Source organism: Kitasatospora sp. NPDC097643, from assembly GCF_040302625.1.
Classification (GTDB): domain Bacteria; phylum Actinomycetota; class Actinomycetes; order Streptomycetales; family Streptomycetaceae; genus Kitasatospora.
The window spans coordinates 36,701-52,888 of record NZ_JBEOSA010000011.1; the positions used below are offsets into that span (position 1 = coordinate 36,701).

The following is a 16,188-nucleotide window of genomic DNA, read 5'->3' on the forward strand; positions in this document are numbered from 1 at the left end:
GCCGTCAGGCCATCGCGGGCCGTCAGGCCATCGGGTCGTCCGCCTTGTACGGCCGCAGGCGCAGCGTCCGGGCGTCCGCCGTGCGGATCTCCTCCGCCCGCTCGACGAGTTCCACCAGGTCGTCCCGCCCGGCGTGGATGAACCGCCCGTGCAGCGCGTCGAAGCGGCCGCGGGCGGCGTCCACGGTGACCGCGACCACGTACGGGAGGGAGCCCCAGGCCTTCATGCCCTGGAACATCGGCATGCCGGCGGTCATGTCGGTGGCCACCGCGCCCGGGCTGATGTCCAGGACGACGATGCCGTGCTCGGCGAGCGAGTCCGCCATGTTGTCGGAGAGCTGGAGCAGCGCGCCCTTGGAGGTCGCGTACGCGGTGTAGTGGCCGTCCGGGCGCAGCGCGAAGCCTGAGTTGAGGTTGACGATCCGCCCGCTCCGCCGGGACACCATGTCGGGCAGCACGCAGCGCAGCAGGTTGTAGGGGCCGCGCAGGTTGGTCTCGATCACCTGCCACCACTGGTTGGCGTCGGTCTCCCAGAGCGGCACCTCGGCGCGGTCGACCAGTCCGGCGTTGTTGACCAGCAGGTCGATCGGGCCGAGGTCGCGTTCGACGACCCGGACGGCCTCGCGGACCGCGCCGAGGCGGGTGACGTCGGCGGTGACGGCGACGCCGCGGGCGCCGTGCCGGGCGCACTCCTTGAGGGTGTCGGTCAGCGTCTCGTGGGTGCGGCCGACCAGCCCGACGGCCATGCCCTCGGCGGCCAGGCCGATGGCGATCTCCCGGCCGATACCCCGGCCGGCGCCGGTGATCAGGGCGACCTGTCCTGTGAGCGATCCCGTCGGCATCCCCGTACTCCCTTCGCCTGCTGCCCGGCCGTCCCGCGTCCTGCTGCCGGCCGTCCCGTGTCCCGCTGCCCGGCCGTCCCGCGATTCTGTCGGCCGCCGGGCGGAGCCGGGCCGGACACACGCCGGGCCCGGCCGTCCTCACCCGTTCGGAGGATCCGTACGAACGATCCGTACGCGGTGGCACTCGACCGGGGAGGGGGTGACCTACTGGCCGGTACGGAGTAGTAACGTCGTCGGGGCGGTGCCCGGTCCACCCGTTCCGGACCACCGGCCCCGCCGACCAGCACCATGCTGGGCCACCTGTCGCTGGGCGACCCCCAGCACCACCGAAGGGCAACTGAGTGAGTGACATCGCGCGCGTCGGAGTGATCGGCTGCGGCCTGATGGGGTCGGGCATCGCGGAGGTCTTCGCCCGCGCCGGGCTGGACGTCCTGGTGTCGGAGGCCAGCGGGGAGGCGCTGGAGTTCGGCCGCGCCCGGCTGACCAACTCCCTGGAGACGGCCGTCAAGCGCGGCAAGCTGACCCCCGAGCAGCGGGACGAGGCCCTGGCCCGGCTGTCCTTCACCGTCAACCTGTCCGACTTCGCCGACCGCGACCTGGTCGTCGAGGCCGTCGCCGAGCGCGAGGACATCAAGGTCCAGATCTTCCAGACGCTGGACCAGGTGGTCGAGCGCCGGGACGCGATCCTCGCCTCCAACACGTCCTCGATCCCGATCGTGAAGCTGGCCGCCGCCACCTCCCGCCCGGAGCAGGTCATCGGCCTGCACTTCTTCAACCCGGCGCCGGTGCAGAAGCTGGTCGAGGTCATCCCGACCCTGACCACCTCGGCGGCCACCACCGAGCGGGTCGAGGCCTTCGCCTCCGAGGCGCTCGGCAAGGAGCCGATCCGCGCCCGGGACCGGGCCGGCTTCGTGGTCAACGCCCTGCTGGTGCCCTACCTGCTGTCCGCGGTGCGGATGTTCGAGTCGGGCGTGGCCACCGCCTCCGACATCGACAAGGGCATGGAGGCCGGCTGCGCCCACCCGATGGGCCCGCTGCGGCTGTGCGACCTGATCGGCCTGGACACCATCGTGTCGATCGCCGAGTCGATGTACGACGAGTACAAGGAGCCGCTGTACGCCGCTCCCCCGCTGCTGTCCCGGATGGTCGACGCGGGTCTGCTGGGCCGCAAGTCCGGCCGCGGCTTCTACGACTACACCGCCAGCGCCTGAACCCCGCGCTGAGCTGAGCGGGCCCGGGGGCGATGTCCCGCCCCCGGGCCGACTGTTGACGTGGCGTCAGCTGTTGATGGCGTAACTGTCGCCGTAGACCTTCCACTTGAGCGGCGGGTTGAGGTCGAAGTTCTTCGCGTTGAGGAAGACCAGCTGCTCGGTGTCGACCCGGCTGGTGTCGGAGTGCGCCTGCTCCTTCTTCATCACGACCTTGCGGGCGTCCAGGAAGGCCTTGAGGTAGGTGGCCTCGTCACCGCCCTGGGCCGGGGTCCTGGCCTTCTTCATGGCGGCGGCCCGGATCCCGCCGAAGCTGTCCGAGCTGTTGCCGGGGCCGTGCATGACGATGGCGTCGTAGTAGGCGAACTGGCCGAGCGCGCGCAGCCCGTCGGCCTTGGCCTGCTTGACGGCGGGGTTGAAGTAGACCCGGTCGCGCTCGTCGTTCTGGGCCTGCTGGAAGACGGTGTCCTTGGCGGCGGCGGCCCAGTCCCGCTCGAAGGCGGCGCCGAGGCCGGCGTGCGAGTCGCTGCCGTTGACCTTCCGCAGCGCGGGCAGGTACTTGGCGAGGACATTGCCCGGCTTGAGGTCGGTGTAGTGCTGGACGAGGTCGAGCATGTCGCCGGTGCCGGAACAGAAGCCGATGATGCCGCCGGTGTACCCGCGGCCGTCGCCGATGTCCTCGATGTACTTGTACTGGGCCTTCCAGTCCAGCGAGGAGTTCTCGGCGCTGGACACCAGCTGCATCGCGATGTCCTTCTTGTGCGGGTCGTCCAGACCGACGCCCTTGAGCTGAACGGCCGCGGCAGGCACGGGGGTTGCCTGCGCGGCCCCGGCCGCCGCGACGGTGGCGGGGGCCGCGACCAGCGCGGCGGCGAGGGCTATGCGAAGGGCACGGTGGTGCTGAGGACGCATCTGGCGCTCCGTTTCCTCGGGGAGGTTAGGAAACTTTCCTAACGAGGAGGATGCGCCCTCCGCGAGCACCCCCGCAAGAGGTTTGACGGATTCTCTTCAAGAACCGGTTCAGCGCGCCCCGCGGCGCACCCACCAGACCGTCACCGCACCGAGCGCCACCGCGAGCACGGTCATCCAGCCGAGCTCGATGAACTGGAACGGCCAGTAGCGGTCGTCCGGCTGGTAGACCTCGTGGACGGCGTAGCCGCCGTCCTGCACCAGCTTCTGCACACCCCAGTAGTCGTGCCCCCGGTCGAAGAGCTCAGCGGTGCCGATCCGGTTGCCGGCCGGATCGGTGTACCAGCTGCTCCCCGTCCAGCGGTGGTCGACCCATACCTGGGACAGCGTGTGCAGGGTCTCCTGGAGCGGCGCGCGGTAGTGGAACCGCAGCGTCTCCGCCCCCAGGGTGACCAGCACCGAGGCCGCCACACCGATCCCGACCGCCACCACGGTGCGCCGCAGCACCGCACCGGCCAGTGCGGACACCGCGAAGACCAGCAGCACCCGGCCGGCCAGCGCCGGCGGCGCGCCCACGAACAGCAGCGGCGCGAACCGACTCCCCTGCTGGCGCATCGGCGCGATCCACCAGGAGAACACCTGCGCGAGCAGCGCCGTCGCGACCGCCAGCACCCCGGCGGTCACCGCCAGCCCGGAGGCCGTCCAGCGGGTCCGGCCGGCCCCCTGGGTCCAGGCGAACCGGAACGTCCCGTGCTCGAACTCCCGGGCCAGCAGCGGCCCACCCACGAAGGCGCCGATCGCGCCGCCGAGGAAGTAGACCAGGTTACTGCCGAGCATCAGCTCGGTGCCGTAACCGCGCAGGAACTCCTTCCAGCGCTCGTTGCACTCCCGGGTGGCCGGATCGCAGCCGCCCGCCCCGGACCGCTCGAAGCCCCGGTGCAGGAAGTACCCGCTCACCAACAGCAGCACGGCCAGGCCGGCGAGCACCCCGATCACCGTGCGCAGCGCGGCGCGGTGGCGCAGCCACGCCGCCTGGAGGGCCCCCATCCGGGGCAGGGCGGCCGGAACGGCGGTGACGGCACTCACGACAGCATCGCTTTCTCGGGCGTACGGACGGCCCCACGCGGGCCGGGGAGGGCGGAGGCGGTCGGCTCGCGCAGGTACGAGAGCACCAACTCCTCCAGGCCGATGCGTTGTTGGCGCCAGCCGTCGGAGACCGGGGCGTCCACGCCACCGGTGCGGACCAGCAGGTGGGCCTGGGCGCCGGCCCGGCGGTCGCGGACCACCGGCAGCCGGGCGGCCACCTCCGCCGCCCCGGCGGTCGGGCCGGTCAGCATCCGGTGGCCGCCCAGCAGGTCGTCCACCTCACCGGCCACCTGGACCCGGCCGCCGCCGAGCACCACCAGGTAGTCGCAGGTCTGCTCCAGCTCGTTGACGGCGTGCGAGGAGAACACCACCGACAGGCCGTCCTCGGTCACCGCGGTCAGCAGCACCGCCATGAAGTCGTGCCGGGCGAGCGGGTCCAGTGCGGCCAACGGCTCGTCCAACAGCAGGAGTTCGGGGCGCTTGGCGAGGGCGAGGGCGAGCGAGACCTGGGCCTGCTGACCGCCGGACAACCGGCCGTACCTGCGGTCCAGCGGGATGCCGAGGCCGTCCAGGTGGGTCCGGGCGCGGGCCTCGTCCCAGCGGCGGTTGAGGTGGCGGCCCATCCGCAGCAGGTCGCGCACCGGCAGGCCGGGGTAGAGCGCGGCGTTCTGCGCGACGAACGCGATCCGCTCCAACGCCTCGGGCGAGCCCGGGAGTTGGCCGCCGAGGACGGAGATCACGCCCTCGTTCGGCATGGTCAGCCCGGCGGCGAGGTTGAGCAGGGTGGACTTGCCGGCGCCGTTCGGGCCGACCAGCGCCACCACGTGTCCGGCCGGGACGGCGAGATGGCAGTCCCGCAGCGCCCAGGAGCGGCGGAAGCGCTTGCCGAGCCCGCCGCAGTCGATCACCGTGTCCACGGCCATCAGGCCACCACCCCGTCCCGCCCCTCGCGCAGGTCGCGCAGCGCGTCCTCGAACACCGCGACCATCCCCTCCTCGTCCAGCCCGGCCCCGTGCGCGGCCCGCATCCAGTCCAGCAACCCCCGCCGCAGTGCCGCCCGTTCGCGCAGCGGCACCACTCCGGCGGGCAGCCCGCGGACGAAGGTGCCCTGTCCGCGCCGGCCGGCAGCCAGGCCGCGGTGCTCCAGCTCGCGGTACGCCTTGAGCACGGTGTTGGGGTTGATCGCCAGCCCGGCCACCACCTCGCGCACCCGGGGCAGCCGGTCCCCCTCCGTCAACCAGCCCATCCGCAGCGCCTGTTCGACCTGCTGCACGAGTTGCAGGTAGGTCGGGACACCGGAGGCCGGGTCCAGGCGGAACTCGATCGGCGAGGGCTGGTCACCGTCTTTATCTACTTCCATAGTTAATGAGTTAAGTGGAGATGTGAGGGACCGTCAACCCAAGAGAACGTAAAGCGGCACGACAAAGGGCCCCGCCCGAACCCGGAGGTTCGGACGGGGCCCCGATGCCGGGCCTTCGGGCTCAGGCGCCGCGCAGCACCGCGCCGGTGCGGGCGACGGCCTCGGCGACGGCCGCCTCGCGGGCGGCGGTGGCCTCGTCGGCGGTCAGCGTGCGGTCCGCGGCGCGGAACCGCAGCGCGTACGCCAGCGACTTCTTGCCCTCGCCGACCTGCTCGCCGGTGAAGACGTCGAACAGCCGGATGGCCTCCAGCAGTTCGCCCGCGCCGGAGCGCAGCGCGGCCTCGACCTCGGCGGCCGGGACGGCGGTGTCGACGATCAGGGCGACGTCCTGGGTGGCCACCGGGAAGCCGGAGACCGCCGGGCCGTTGACCTTCTCGGCGCCGTCGGCGGTGAGCAGGTCGATGTCGATCTCCATCGCGCTGGTGCGGGCCGGCAGCCCGAGCGCCTTGACGACGCGCGGGTGCAGCTCACCGGCGTGGCCGACCACCCGGTCGGTGCCGGTCACGACCAGCTCGGCGCAGCGGCCCGGGTGCCAGGGCGCCAGCTGTCCCTGGCGGACCGTCAGCTCGATGCCGGCCGCGCGCGCCACCGTACGGGCCGCCTCGACGGCGTCCGCCCAGGAGGCCCCGGCGCCCTGGCCCCACCAGCCGGACGGCAGCCGCTCGCCCGCGAGGGCGACGGCGACCCGGCGCGGCTGGTCCGGCAGCGCGGCGTCCAGCGCGGCCAGCTCCTCGGCGCTCGGCCGGTGCTCGACCGACGGCCGCGGGGCCACGGTCAGCTCGTCCTTGGGCAGGAAGACCGTGCCGGTCTCGTAGATCGCCAGGTCGGTGTTGCCGCGGCCGGTGTTGCGGCGCAGCGCCCCGAGCAGGCCCGGCAGCAGCGTGGTGCGCAGCGCCGGCTCCTCGTCGTTGAGCGGGTTGACCAGCTTCACCGTGCGGCGGCGCCGGTCGTCCGTCTCCAGGCCGAGCGCCTCGAAGGCGGCCTCGCCGAGGAACGGGTAGTTGTTGACCTCGACGTAGCCGGCCCCGGCCAGCGCGACGCCGATCCGGCGGTGCACCCGCTGGGCCTCGGTCAGGCCCTTGCCCGGCGGCACGTTGGGCATCCGGGCGGGGACGTTGTCGTAGCCCTCCAGCCGGATGACCTCCTCGGCGAGGTCGTACGGGTCGGTGAGGTCGGGGCGCCAGGTCGGCGGGGTGACCTCCAGGACGTCGGCGCCGGCGACCGAGCAGCCGATCTCCTGAAGGCGCCGGGTGACGGTCTCGCGGCCGTACCCGGTGCCGGCGACCCGGTCGGGCAGGTCGGCGGCGATCGTGATGGTGCGCACCGGGTGCGGGGCCGCGATGTCGGTGACCCCGGCCTCGGCGGTGCCGCCGGCGATCAGGACCAGCAGGTCGACCGCGCGCTGGGCGGCGGCGCGGGCGGCCTCCGGGTCGACGCCGCGCTCGAAGCGCTTGGACGCCTCGGAGGGCAGCTTGTGCCGCTTGGCGGAGCGGGCGATGGCGACCGGGTCGAAGTGCGCCGCCTCGATGATCACCTCGGTGGTGCCCGGGCCGGCGGCCGGGTCGAGGATCTCGGTGGAGGCGCCGCCCATCACACCGGCCAGGCCGATCGGACCGCTGTTGTCGCAGATCAGCAGGTCCTCGGTGGCGAGCTTGCGGGTCACGCCGTCCAGGGTGGTCAGGGTCTCGCCCTGCTCCGCCCGGCGGACCACGATCGGGCCGTCCACGCGCTGCTTGTCGTAGGCGTGCAGCGGCTGGCCGACCTCCAGCATCACGTAGTTGGTGATGTCGACGGTCAGCGAGATCGGGCGGATGCCCGACTTCTGCAGCCGGCGCTGGAGCCAGATCGGGGACTTGGCGTTCGGGTCGACGCCGACCACGGTGCGGGCGACGAAGCGGTCGCAGCCGGCCGGGTCGTTGACCTTGACCAGGTAGCCGAAGGAGTTGGCCGGCGGCACGTCCAACAGCGCCGGGTCGGCCAGCGGCAGCCCGTACGCGGCGGCGGCCTCACGGGCGACGCCGCGCATGGACAGGCAGTAGCCGCGGTCCGGGGTGACGGCGATGTCCAGCACCTCGTCGACGAGCTGGAGCAGCTCGATCGCGTCGGTGCCGGGCTCGAACTCCGGCGGGAGCACGATGATGCCGTTGTGGTCGTCGCCCATGCCGAGCTCGCGGGCGGAGCAGATCATGCCGGCCGAGGTGTGGCCGTAGGTCTGGCGCTCCGCGATCGGGAAGGGGCCGGGCAGCACGGCGCCCGGGAGGACCACGACGACCTTGTCGCCGACGGCGAAGTTGGTGGCGCCGCAGACGATCTCCTGCGGGGCGCCGGTGCCGTTGGCGTCGCCGACGTTGACGAAGCAGTGCCGGATCGGCTTCTTGAAGCCGGTCAGCTCCTCGATGGAGAGCACCTCGCCGACCACCAGCGGGCCCTTGAGGTCGCCGCCGAGCTGCTCGACGGTCTCGACCTCCAGGCCGGCCCGGACCAGGCGCTCGGCGACGTCACGGCCGGTCTCGCCGGCCGGCAGGTCGACGTACTCGCGCAGCCAGGAAAGCGGGACGCGCATCAGATCTCCATCCCGAACGGAAGGGTGAAACGCACGTCACCCTCGACCATGTCGCGCATGTCGGCGACGTTGTGACGATTCATCAGGATCCGCTCCAGGCCCAGGCCGAAGGCGAACCCGCTGTAGCGGTTGGGGTCGACACCGCAGGCGACCAGCACGCGCGGGTTGACCACACCGCAGCCGCCGAGCTCGATCCAGCCCTCGGAGGAGCAGGTGCGGCACGGACGGTCCGGGTTGCCGACGCTCTCGCCGCGGCACACGAAGCACTGCAGGTCGATCTCGGCGCTCGGCTCGGTGAACGGGAAGTACGAGGGACGCCAGCGCAGTTCGAGGCCGCCGCCGATCAGCTTCTCGACCAGCACCTCGATGGTGCCCTTGAGGTCGGCGAAGGTGATGCCCTCGTCCACCGCGAGGCCCTCGACCTGGCGGAAGACCGGGGTGTGGGTGGCGTCCAGCTCGTCGGTGCGGTACACCCGGCCGGGGCAGACGACGTAGATGGGCGGCTCGCGGTCGAGCATGGTGCGGGCCTGGACCGGGGAGGTCTGGGTGCGCAGCACCACGCCGGAGTCGGCGGAGCCGTCCGGGGCCTGGACGAAGAAGGTGTCCTGCATCGAGCGGGCCGGGTGGTCCGGGCCCAGGTTGAGGGCGTCGAAGTTGAGCCACTCCGCCTCGACCTCGGGGCCCTCGGCGACCTGGTAGCCCATCGCGACGAAGGTGTCCTCGATGCGCTCGGCCAGCGTGGTCAGCGGGTGCCGGGCGCCGCGCGGGGTGCGGTCGTACGGCAGCGTGACGTCCACCGCCTCCTCGACCAGCACGCGGGCGTCGCGCTCCGCCTCCAGCTCGGCCTGGCGCTTGGCGAGGGCCTGGTTGACGGCGCCGCGGGCCTGGCCGATCAGCTTGCCGGCGGCGGCCTTGGCGTGCGGGGGCAGGGCGCCGATCTCGCGGTTGGCGAGCGCGAGCGCGGAGCGGTCGCCGTAGTGGGCGACCTTGGCCTGCTTCAGCTCGTCGAGCGTGCTGGCGGCGGCGAAGGCGGCGACGGCCTCGTCCCGCGCCTGCTCCACCACCTCGGGCTTGAGGGCCTCGACCTCGACCGGGTCGTACGACTTGTTGGGTGCCGACATCTCTATCTTTCCCGTGCTCCTGCTCGTCCGTGCTCAGGTAAGGGGCTCGTACCTCTGCGTTACGCCCGGCGTGGCCGGGGCACGGGCAGCCGGTCTCCGTTCACCGGAGGCTCACGGGGAGGGGTGTCCGCGGCTCAGCCGCGCAGGGCGTTGCGCAACGCCAAAGGTCGAGTGTAGTCGCAGCGCGTAGCGCGACTGGCGCGATGCCCGCCCAGCGGGACCTCAGTACGTGCTCTTCGCTTTCAGAGCATGAAGTCCGGAACGCCGGCGGGCAGGATAAATCGGAACCGGGCGCCGCCGCCGGGCGCGCGGTCGACGCGGATCGAGCCGCCGTGGGCCTCGACGATGCCCTTGACGATGTAGAGGCCCAGGCCCGTGCCGCCGCGCTTGGAGCCCCGCCAGAAGCGGGTGAAGACGCGCGGCATCGACTCCTCGGGGATGCCGCTTCCTTCGTCGCTCACGGTGACCGCGGTGCCTTCCACGATGCGGGGCGGGGTGCCGGAGCGCTCCCAGACGGGCGCCTCGACGACCTCCTTGGCCGGTGCCACCTCGATCGTGACAGTTCCCTCGCCGTGCCGCACCGCATTTTCCAGCAGGTTGGCCAGCACCTGGTCGACCTTGTCCGGGTCCGCCCACAGCACCGTCAGCGGCTCGGCGATCCGGACGTCGAAGCGCTCCTCGGCGATGCCGGTGGCGACCTTGCGCTCGACGTGCCGGCGCACCGCCGCGGCCAGGTCGACGACCTGCTTGCGCAGCTCCAGCCGGCCGGCGTCGATCCGGGAGATGTCCAGCAGCTCGGCGATCAGCCGGGTGACCCGGTCGGCGTCGGCGTCGACGGTCTCCAGCATCAGCCGCTTCTGCCCGTCGGTGAACCGCTCCCACTTGGCCAGCAGGGTCGCCGTGAAGCCCTTGACGCTGGTCAGCGGGGAGCGCAGCTCGTGCGCGACGGTGGCGATCAGCTCGGCGTGGCTGCGCTCGGTGCGGCGCCGGGCCTCGGTGCCGCGCAGCGCGATCACCAGGCGCTCCAGCGGCCCGCGCGGCACCGCGCGGACGTACCGGGCGGAGACCAGCACCTCGCGGCCGCCGGGCAGCAGCAGGTTGCGCTCCGGCTGCCGGGTCCGGGTGGCCAGCCCGCCGTACGGGTCGGTCAGCTGCCACCAGCGGCGGCCGTCCAGGTCCTCCAGCGGCAGGACGTCCGCCAGCGCGCTGCCGAGCGCGGCCTCCGGGAGCACGCCGGTGAGCCGGGCCGCGGCCCGGTTGAAGCAGACCACCCGGCCGAGCGCGTCGGCGACCACCAGGCCGTCCGGCAGGTCGTCCGGGTCGAGCTCTGGCCCGCTGCCGACCATGGGTGTCCTCCCCGATTACCCACCGTGCCGTTCCCCCCACCGAGGCAGACCCTAGCGCCTCGCAGCCCCCCGCAGTAGGTCCCGCGGCAGGGCGATCCCGACGTGCCGGGCGCGCCGCGGGGGGCGCGCGCTCAGCCGTTCGAGCGACAGCCGCCGGGCGAGCGCTGGGCCCGGGCCGAGGCGTACAGGCAGACGGCCGCCGCGGTGGCCAGGTTGAGGCTCTCGGCGTGGCCGTGGATCGGCACGCGCACGACCTCGTCGGTGAGTGCGCGGGTCTCCTCCGGGAGCCCCCACGCCTCGTTGCCGAACACCCACGCGCCGGGCGCGCCGAGGGTGCCCTCGTCCAGCTCCTGGTCGAGGTCGCGCTCCCCCGCGCCGTCGGCGGCCAGCACGCGCACGCCGGCCTCCCGCAGCCGCCCGACCGCCTCCTCGACCGGCACGCCGACCGCCACCGGCAGGTGGAACAGGCTGCCCACGGAGGCCCGGACGGCCTTCGGGTTGTACAGGTCGACCGAGGCGTCGGTGAGCACCACGGCGTCCGCCCCGGCCGCGTCGGCGGTGCGCAGCACGGTACCGGCGTTCCCGGGGTCTCGGACGTGCGCGAGGACGGCCACCAGCCGGGGCCGGGCCTTCAGCACCTCGGCGAACGGGGTGTCGATGAAGCGACAGAGCGCCACGATGCCCTGCGGGGTCACCGTGTCGCAGATCCCGGCGATCACCTCGTCGGTGGCGGTGAGCACCGGCAGCCCCTCGGCCAGGGCGGCCTCGACGATCCCGGCGTGCCGCTCGGCGGCCTCCGGCGTCACGTACACCTCGACCACGGCGTGCTCGGCCGAGCCCGGCAGCTGGCCGAAGGCGACGGCCTCGCGGACGGCCTGCGGGCCCTCGGCCAGGAAGCGGCGCTCCTTGGTGCGCTGGTTCCGCTTGGCGAGCCGCCGGGCGGCGACGACGCGCGGCGAGCGCAGGGAGGTCAGCAGGGGGGTGTCGGTGCTCGGCATGGTCTCGTTCTCCGGGAGCGCTGTGGGAGGGGAACGCAAAACCGGACCCGCAGGAGGCCTGCGGGTCCGGTCAGAGCTCAACTGATCTCGGGAGATCAGGCGGCGTCGGCGGCAGCCTTGGGGGCGTTGACGTCGGCCGGCAGCGCCTTCTGGGCGACCTCGACCAGGGAGGCGAACGCACCCGGGTCGTTGACGGCCAGGTCGGCCAGCATCTTGCGGTCGATCTCGACGCTGGCGGCCTTCAGGCCCTGCACGAAGCGGTTGTAGGTGATGCCGTTGGCACGGGCCGCAGCGTTGATGCGCTGGATCCACAGCTGACGGAAGTCGCCCTTGCGCTTCTTGCGGTCGTTGAAGTTGTAGACCAGCGAGTGGGTGACCTGCTCCTTGGCCTTGCGGTACAGGCGCGAGCGCTGGCCACGGTAGCCGCTGGCGCGCTCCAGGATGACCCGGCGCTTCTTGTGGGCGTTGACTGCCCGCTTGACGCGTGCCACTTGATTACTCCTTGGGTTGGACCACGGACTACTTCACGTGGTCCGTCATTCGAATGGGTCGGGAAGGATCAGCTGCCCCGCTCACGGCTCGCGCCGGGCGGGAGGGCGATCACTTGCCGAGAAGCTTCTTGATCTTCTTGGCGTCAGCGGGGGCCATCTCGACGGTCCCGGCCAGCTTGCGGGTCAGCGTCGAGGGCTTGTGCTCCAGGAGGTGGCGGCGGCCGGCGCGCTCGCGCAGCACCTTGCCAGAGCCACTGATCTTGAAGCGCTTGCTGGCGCCACTGTGCGTCTTCTGCTTCGGCATTTCGCCGTATCTCCTCGTCGGTCCCGTCCACGCCCGCGCGGCCTGTGCCACGCGGGCGTGAACTGGATGGATCTGCGGTGACCGGGCGGGTCGCCCTGTCACCCTGGGGGCCGGTCTCCCGGACCTCCCGAGCCGGTGAAGGCTCAGGCGCCCTGGGAGGCGGCCGGCTGCTCGACCGCGGCGTCGGCCTCCACGGCCTCCACCTCGGCCGGGGCGTCCTGGGCCTCGGTCACGGCGTCGTCGGTCACCAGGTCCTCGGCCACCGCGTCGTCGGCCGCGGGGGCGGCGTCGGCGTCGGCGTCGGCGGTGCGGCCCTGGCGCTCGGCCTTGCGGGCGTCCGCGAGGGCGCGGGCCTCGGCCATCGCCTCGGTCTTCTTCTTGTGCGGGCCAAGAACCATGATCATGTTACGGCCGTCCTGCTTCGGCGAGGACTCGACGAAGCCCAGGTCCTGGACGTCGTCGGCGAGCCGCTGCAGCAGACGGAAGCCCAGCTCGGGGCGGGACTGCTCACGACCGCGGAACATGATCGTGATCTTGACCTTGTCGCCCTGCTTGAGGAACCGGACGACGTGACCCTTCTTGGTGTCATAGTCGTGCGGGTCGATCTTCGGCCGGAGCTTCATCTCCTTGATGACCGTGTGCGCCTGGTTCTTGCGCGCCTCACGGGCCTTCATGGCCGACTCGTACTTGAACTTGCCGTAGTCCATGAGCTTGCACACCGGCGGCCGGGCGGTCGCCGCGACCTCGACCAGGTCGAGGTCGTACTCCTGCGCAAGCTCCAGCGCCTTGGCAAGCGGCACGATGCCGACCTGCTCGCCGCTGGGACCGACGAGTCGCACCTCGGGGACGCGAATCCGGTCGTTGATGCGGGGCTCGGTGCTGATGGGGCCTCCTCGGTTGCACCTTCTGCGATGCGGCCGTCGGACGGCGGTCGCACGTAGTGGACTCGACCACTGGGCGGGGCTTCATTCGTGCTGCGCTGCCCGGGCACCGGATCGGCACCGTGTGCACCGCGACACGAAAAAAGCCCCGCTCGGTACAAGCGGGGCTCCACACAACCGGGGGCGGCACCCGGTGAGGGGCGCTGCGGGCGACTCGGCGCCGTGGCGCCCGTCGCGGACCGGGACCCGTCGACCGCGAGGCCGATCAGGTGGGAGACTTTCGCGGTTGCCCTCTCGGGCCTCCTGAGTGGAGCCTCCACTTGCTGGCCAGGTGCCCGTGCGGGACCCGGCCGGTCAGTCTCGAAGCTTACAGCGTCGCGCTGCCGAACGCTATTCCGCCCCTCCACGCACCCCCTTGTACGCTCCATGGGTACCTCCCACCGGCACGACGGAACGAGCCCCCCTTGAGCAGCGAGCCCACCCAGACCCCCGGCGCCGACGACGACGCGATCGGCTTCGACGACCTCACCCGGGACATCGCCGAGGTCCCGGCGGTCGAGGTGATCACCACCGTCGCGGTGCACCTGATGAGCGCCGCCGCGGTCAAGTGCGGCCTGGCCGAGGGCGGCGAGAAGGACAAGGACCTCGACGAGGCCCGCAAGCTGATCACCGCGCTGGCCGGGCTGGTCACCGCCGGCGCCCCGGAGATCAGCAACTTCCACGCCGCCCCGCTGCGGGACGGCCTGCGCTCGCTCCAGCTGGCCTTCCGCGAGGCGTCCATCGTCCCGGACGCGCCGGGCGCGGGCCCGGGCGAGAAGTTCACCGGGCCGGTCTACTCCTGAGCGAGATCAAAAGGACCACCTACTAGATCTAGTAGGTGGTCCTTTTGCGATCGCGGCTACCGCCGGTACAGCGGCTCGCCCGGCAGCTGCGCGCTCGCCGGCAGCACCGCCAGGTCCAGCCCCCGGTCCAGCCGCACCCGCAGCACCGGGTCCGCGGCCACCGCCTGCCCGACCCGCTGCACGGCCGCCTGCATCCCGGGCTGGTCCAGCGCCGGGTCGAGGACCACCGCGAGCACCCCGTCCGCGTCCGCGGAGGCCGCCAGCAGCCCGGTGACCACCTGCGGTTCGGCGGCCAGCAGCGCCCGCACGGCCTCGCGCACCTCGGGGTCGGCCACCGGCGGCAGGTAGGGCCGGTTCTCCGCCAGCGCCCGCAGCCGGGCGCCGGACAGCTGGAACGGCACCGGCCCGGCCGGGTCGATCAGCAGGGTGTCGGCACGCTCGGAGAAGGCCACCATCGCCGCCTGCGGGGCGGCGGTCGGCGCCGGCCGGGCGTCGGCGCGCCAGCGGGCCAGCGACTCCAGCGAGGTGAAGGCCGGCAGCGCGCGCCGCCCGTCCGGGGCCTCCAGCACTGGGACGGCCATGTCGCTGGTCTTCTCGTGCTTGTGCCCGTGCTCGTCCACCTCGACCTCGCCCAGCAGGGCGACGATCGGGACCATCAGCCGGGTCGGCGCCAGCGCCGCCAGCAGCTCGGGCTCCGCCGCGCGGTCCTGCGACCAGCGGGCCAGGGCCGCGGTGAGGGCCGGGTCGGCGGTGCCGTCGTCGTCGCCGAAGCCGGGGTTCGGGATGTTCTTGCCGACGAACGCCGGGTTGGAGAAGTCTTTGCGGTCCACCCCGCCGACCCTATGCCACCGCGGGCCCCCGGCCTCATTTCCCTGCACGCGCCCCCTACCCGCGGGTAGCGCGGTGTGGCACCCTGCGCCCATGGTCATGCTCGAAGCGTCCGCCCCCGCCCCGGTCTCCGACCGCGCCCGCTACGACCGCGCCACCGCCCACCTGGACGGACCGGTGGCCGTCGTCGACCTCGCCGCCTTCGACGCCAACGCCGCCGACCTGGTCCGCCGCGCCGCCGGGAAGCCGGTCCGGGTGGCCAGCAAGTCGGTGCGCTGCCGGGCCCTGCTGGACCGGGTGCTGGCCACGGACGGCTTCGCCGGGGTGATGAGCTTCACCCTGGACGAGTCCATCTGGCTGGCCCGCACCGGCGTCCGCGACGTCCTGCTCGCCTACCCGTCCGCCGACCGGGACGGCTACGCCGAACTGACCGCCGACCCGGAGCTCGCCGGCGCGGTCACCGTCGTCCTCGACGACCCCGCCCAGCTCGACCTGATCGACAAGGCCCGCTCCGGCGACGCCGAGGTGCGGGTCTGCCTGGAGCTGGACACCGCCCTCCACCTGCTCGGCGGCCGGGTCCGGGTGGGCGCCCGCCGCTCGCCGCTGCGCACCGCCGAGGACCTCGGTGCCTTCGCCGAACTCGTCCAGCGCCGCCGGGGGTTCCGGGTGGTCGGGCTGATGGCGTACGAGGGTCACGTCGCCGGGGTCGGCGACCGGGTACCCGGACGGCCGGTGCGCTCGCAGCTGATCCGGCTGATGCAGGCCAAGGCGCGCACCGAACTCGCCGAGCGGCGCGCGGCGGTGGTCCGGCGGCTGCGGCAGGTGGCCGAACTGGAGTTCGTCAACGGCGGGGGCACCGGCAGCGTGGAGAGCACCGTGGCCGAGCGCGCCGTCACCGAGGTGGCGGCCGGCTCCGGGCTGTACCAGCCCCGGCTGTTCGACAACTACCGCTCCTTCCAGGGCCGCCCGGCCGCGCTGTTCGGCCAGCCGGTGGTGCGCCGCCCCGGCGTCGGCGTGGTGACCGTGCTCGGCGGCGGCTACCCGGCCTCCGGCGCGGCCGGCCCGGACCGCTCCCCCGTGCCGTACCTGCCGGAGGGGCTGCGCTACGACCCGATGGAGGGCGCCGGCGAGGTGCAGACCCCGCTGCTGGGCGCGGCCGCGGACGACCTGCTGATCGGCGACCGGGTCTGGTTCCGGCACGCCAAGGCGGGGGAACTCTGCGAGCGCTTCGCCGAGTTGAACCTGATCGAGGGCGACCGGATCGTCCGGACGGTACCGACCTATCGGGGTGAGGGAAGGACGTTCCTCTGACCCCGCGTCGGATCCGTGCCCTACGGTGGTGGCAACACT

At 72.9% G+C, this 16,188-nt stretch carries 16 protein-coding genes; 3 read left to right on the forward strand and 13 right to left on the reverse strand.

Going from position 1 to position 16,188, the window contains the following annotated elements; all coding sequences use genetic code 11:
• Positions 1-22: 22 nt before the first annotated feature.
• Positions 23-841, reverse strand: coding sequence for an SDR family NAD(P)-dependent oxidoreductase (locus tag ABTY15_RS10250; protein ID WP_350579231.1), 819 nt, complete (start codon positions 839-841; stop codon positions 23-25).
• 341 nt (positions 842-1,182) lie between these two features.
• Between ABTY15_RS10250 and ABTY15_RS10255 the strand changes: the two genes are divergently transcribed.
• Entirely contained in the window at positions 1,183-2,052 is an 870-nt protein-coding gene (locus ABTY15_RS10255) for a 3-hydroxybutyryl-CoA dehydrogenase (protein ID WP_350579233.1), read from the forward strand.
• A 66-nt stretch (positions 2,053-2,118) separates the two neighbouring features.
• Here the strand turns inward: ABTY15_RS10255 and ABTY15_RS10260 are convergent, their stop codons facing one another.
• The 11 genes from ABTY15_RS10260 to infC form a co-directional block, all read right to left on the reverse strand.
• The gene (locus tag ABTY15_RS10260; protein ID WP_350579235.1) at positions 2,119-2,961 is read right to left on the reverse strand and encodes a chitosanase; all 843 of its coding nucleotides are present in this window, start codon (positions 2,959-2,961) and stop codon (positions 2,119-2,121) included.
• 108 nt (positions 2,962-3,069) lie between these two features.
• On the reverse strand, positions 3,070-4,044 hold the full coding sequence (locus ABTY15_RS10265) for an ABC-2 membrane transporter-related protein (protein WP_350579238.1): 975 nt from the start codon (positions 4,042-4,044) through the stop codon (positions 3,070-3,072).
• Positions 4,041-4,967 carry an ATP-binding cassette domain-containing protein gene (locus ABTY15_RS10270; RefSeq protein WP_350579241.1) on the reverse strand — a complete coding sequence of 309 codons (927 nt, stop codon included), beginning with the start codon at positions 4,965-4,967 and terminating at the stop codon, positions 4,041-4,043. Before ABTY15_RS10270 ends, ABTY15_RS10265 begins: the two co-directional genes overlap by 4 nt.
• Positions 4,967-5,404: a GntR family transcriptional regulator gene (locus ABTY15_RS10275; RefSeq protein ID WP_350579244.1), complete on the reverse strand. Its 438-nt coding sequence runs from the start codon at positions 5,402-5,404 to the stop codon at positions 4,967-4,969. Before ABTY15_RS10275 ends, ABTY15_RS10270 begins: the two co-directional genes overlap by 1 nt.
• Before the next feature lie 121 nt (positions 5,405-5,525).
• A complete protein-coding gene (gene pheT / locus ABTY15_RS10280; RefSeq protein WP_350579247.1) occupies positions 5,526-8,027 on the reverse strand; it encodes a phenylalanine--tRNA ligase subunit beta in 2,502 nt (833 codons plus the stop codon).
• Entirely contained in the window at positions 8,027-9,148 is a 1,122-nt protein-coding gene (pheS, locus tag ABTY15_RS10285; RefSeq protein WP_350579250.1) for a phenylalanine--tRNA ligase subunit alpha, read from the reverse strand. The genes pheT and pheS overlap by 1 nt, the downstream gene beginning before the upstream one ends.
• A 242-nt stretch (positions 9,149-9,390) precedes the next feature.
• Positions 9,391-10,494, reverse strand: coding sequence for a sensor histidine kinase (locus ABTY15_RS10290; protein ID WP_350579253.1), 1,104 nt, complete (start codon positions 10,492-10,494; stop codon positions 9,391-9,393).
• A gap of 131 nt (positions 10,495-10,625) precedes the next feature.
• A complete protein-coding gene (locus ABTY15_RS10295; RefSeq protein WP_350579256.1) occupies positions 10,626-11,492 on the reverse strand; it encodes a TrmH family RNA methyltransferase in 867 nt (288 codons plus the stop codon).
• Positions 11,493-11,587: 95 nt separating this feature from the next.
• Positions 11,588-11,983, reverse strand: a complete 396-nt coding sequence (gene rplT / locus ABTY15_RS10300) for a 50S ribosomal protein L20 (protein WP_030055649.1) — start codon at positions 11,981-11,983, stop codon at positions 11,588-11,590.
• Between the two features lie 109 nt (positions 11,984-12,092).
• Positions 12,093-12,287 (reverse strand): 50S ribosomal protein L35, encoded by a 195-nt coding sequence (gene rpmI, locus ABTY15_RS10305; protein WP_030286227.1) that lies wholly within the window; start codon positions 12,285-12,287, stop codon positions 12,093-12,095.
• Positions 12,288-12,430: 143 nt separating this feature from the next.
• Positions 12,431-13,171: a translation initiation factor IF-3 gene (gene infC / locus ABTY15_RS10310; protein ID WP_350579717.1), complete on the reverse strand. Its 741-nt coding sequence runs from the start codon at positions 13,169-13,171 to the stop codon at positions 12,431-12,433.
• 461 nt (positions 13,172-13,632) lie between these two features.
• Here infC and ABTY15_RS10315 point away from each other — a divergent pair, with 461 nt between their 5' ends.
• Positions 13,633-14,010, forward strand: coding sequence for a DUF1844 domain-containing protein (locus tag ABTY15_RS10315; RefSeq protein WP_224281591.1), 378 nt, complete (start codon positions 13,633-13,635; stop codon positions 14,008-14,010).
• A gap of 56 nt (positions 14,011-14,066) precedes the next feature.
• Here ABTY15_RS10315 and ABTY15_RS10320 read toward each other — a convergent pair whose 3' ends face one another.
• Positions 14,067-14,840: an SseB family protein gene (locus tag ABTY15_RS10320; protein WP_350579260.1), complete on the reverse strand. Its 774-nt coding sequence runs from the start codon at positions 14,838-14,840 to the stop codon at positions 14,067-14,069.
• Positions 14,841-14,937: 97 nt separating this feature from the next.
• On the opposite strand from ABTY15_RS10320, the gene ABTY15_RS10325 reads away from it, so the two are divergent.
• Complete coding sequence (locus ABTY15_RS10325; protein WP_502893472.1) at positions 14,938-16,149, forward strand: alanine racemase; 1,212 nt, start codon at positions 14,938-14,940, stop codon at positions 16,147-16,149.
• Positions 16,150-16,188 lie beyond the last annotated feature (39 nt).

What these genes read in the sequence shown, in the direction of transcription:
- ABTY15_RS10290 (WP_350579253.1), bottom strand. Translation starts at nt 10,494, where the DNA reads ATGGTCGGCAGCGGGCCAGAGCTCGACCCGGACGACCTGCCGGACGGC.
- rpmI (WP_030286227.1), bottom strand. Translation starts at nt 12,287, where the DNA reads ATGCCGAAGCAGAAGACGCACAGTGGCGCCAGCAAGCGCTTCAAGATC.
- pheS (WP_350579250.1), bottom strand. Translation starts at nt 9,148, where the DNA reads ATGTCGGCACCCAACAAGTCGTACGACCCGGTCGAGGTCGAGGCCCTC.
- pheT (WP_350579247.1), bottom strand. Translation starts at nt 8,027, where the DNA reads ATGCGCGTCCCGCTTTCCTGGCTGCGCGAGTACGTCGACCTGCCGGCC.
- ABTY15_RS10260 (WP_350579235.1), bottom strand. Translation starts at nt 2,961, where the DNA reads ATGCGTCCTCAGCACCACCGTGCCCTTCGCATAGCCCTCGCCGCCGCG.
- ABTY15_RS10275 (WP_350579244.1), bottom strand. Translation starts at nt 5,404, where the DNA reads ATGGAAGTAGATAAAGACGGTGACCAGCCCTCGCCGATCGAGTTCCGC.
- ABTY15_RS10250 (WP_350579231.1), bottom strand. Translation starts at nt 841, where the DNA reads ATGCCGACGGGATCGCTCACAGGACAGGTCGCCCTGATCACCGGCGCC.
- ABTY15_RS10325 (WP_502893472.1), top strand. Translation starts at nt 14,938, where the DNA reads ATGCTCGAAGCGTCCGCCCCCGCCCCGGTCTCCGACCGCGCCCGCTAC.
- ABTY15_RS10270 (WP_350579241.1), bottom strand. Translation starts at nt 4,967, where the DNA reads ATGGCCGTGGACACGGTGATCGACTGCGGCGGGCTCGGCAAGCGCTTC.
- ABTY15_RS10295 (WP_350579256.1), bottom strand. Translation starts at nt 11,492, where the DNA reads ATGCCGAGCACCGACACCCCCCTGCTGACCTCCCTGCGCTCGCCGCGC.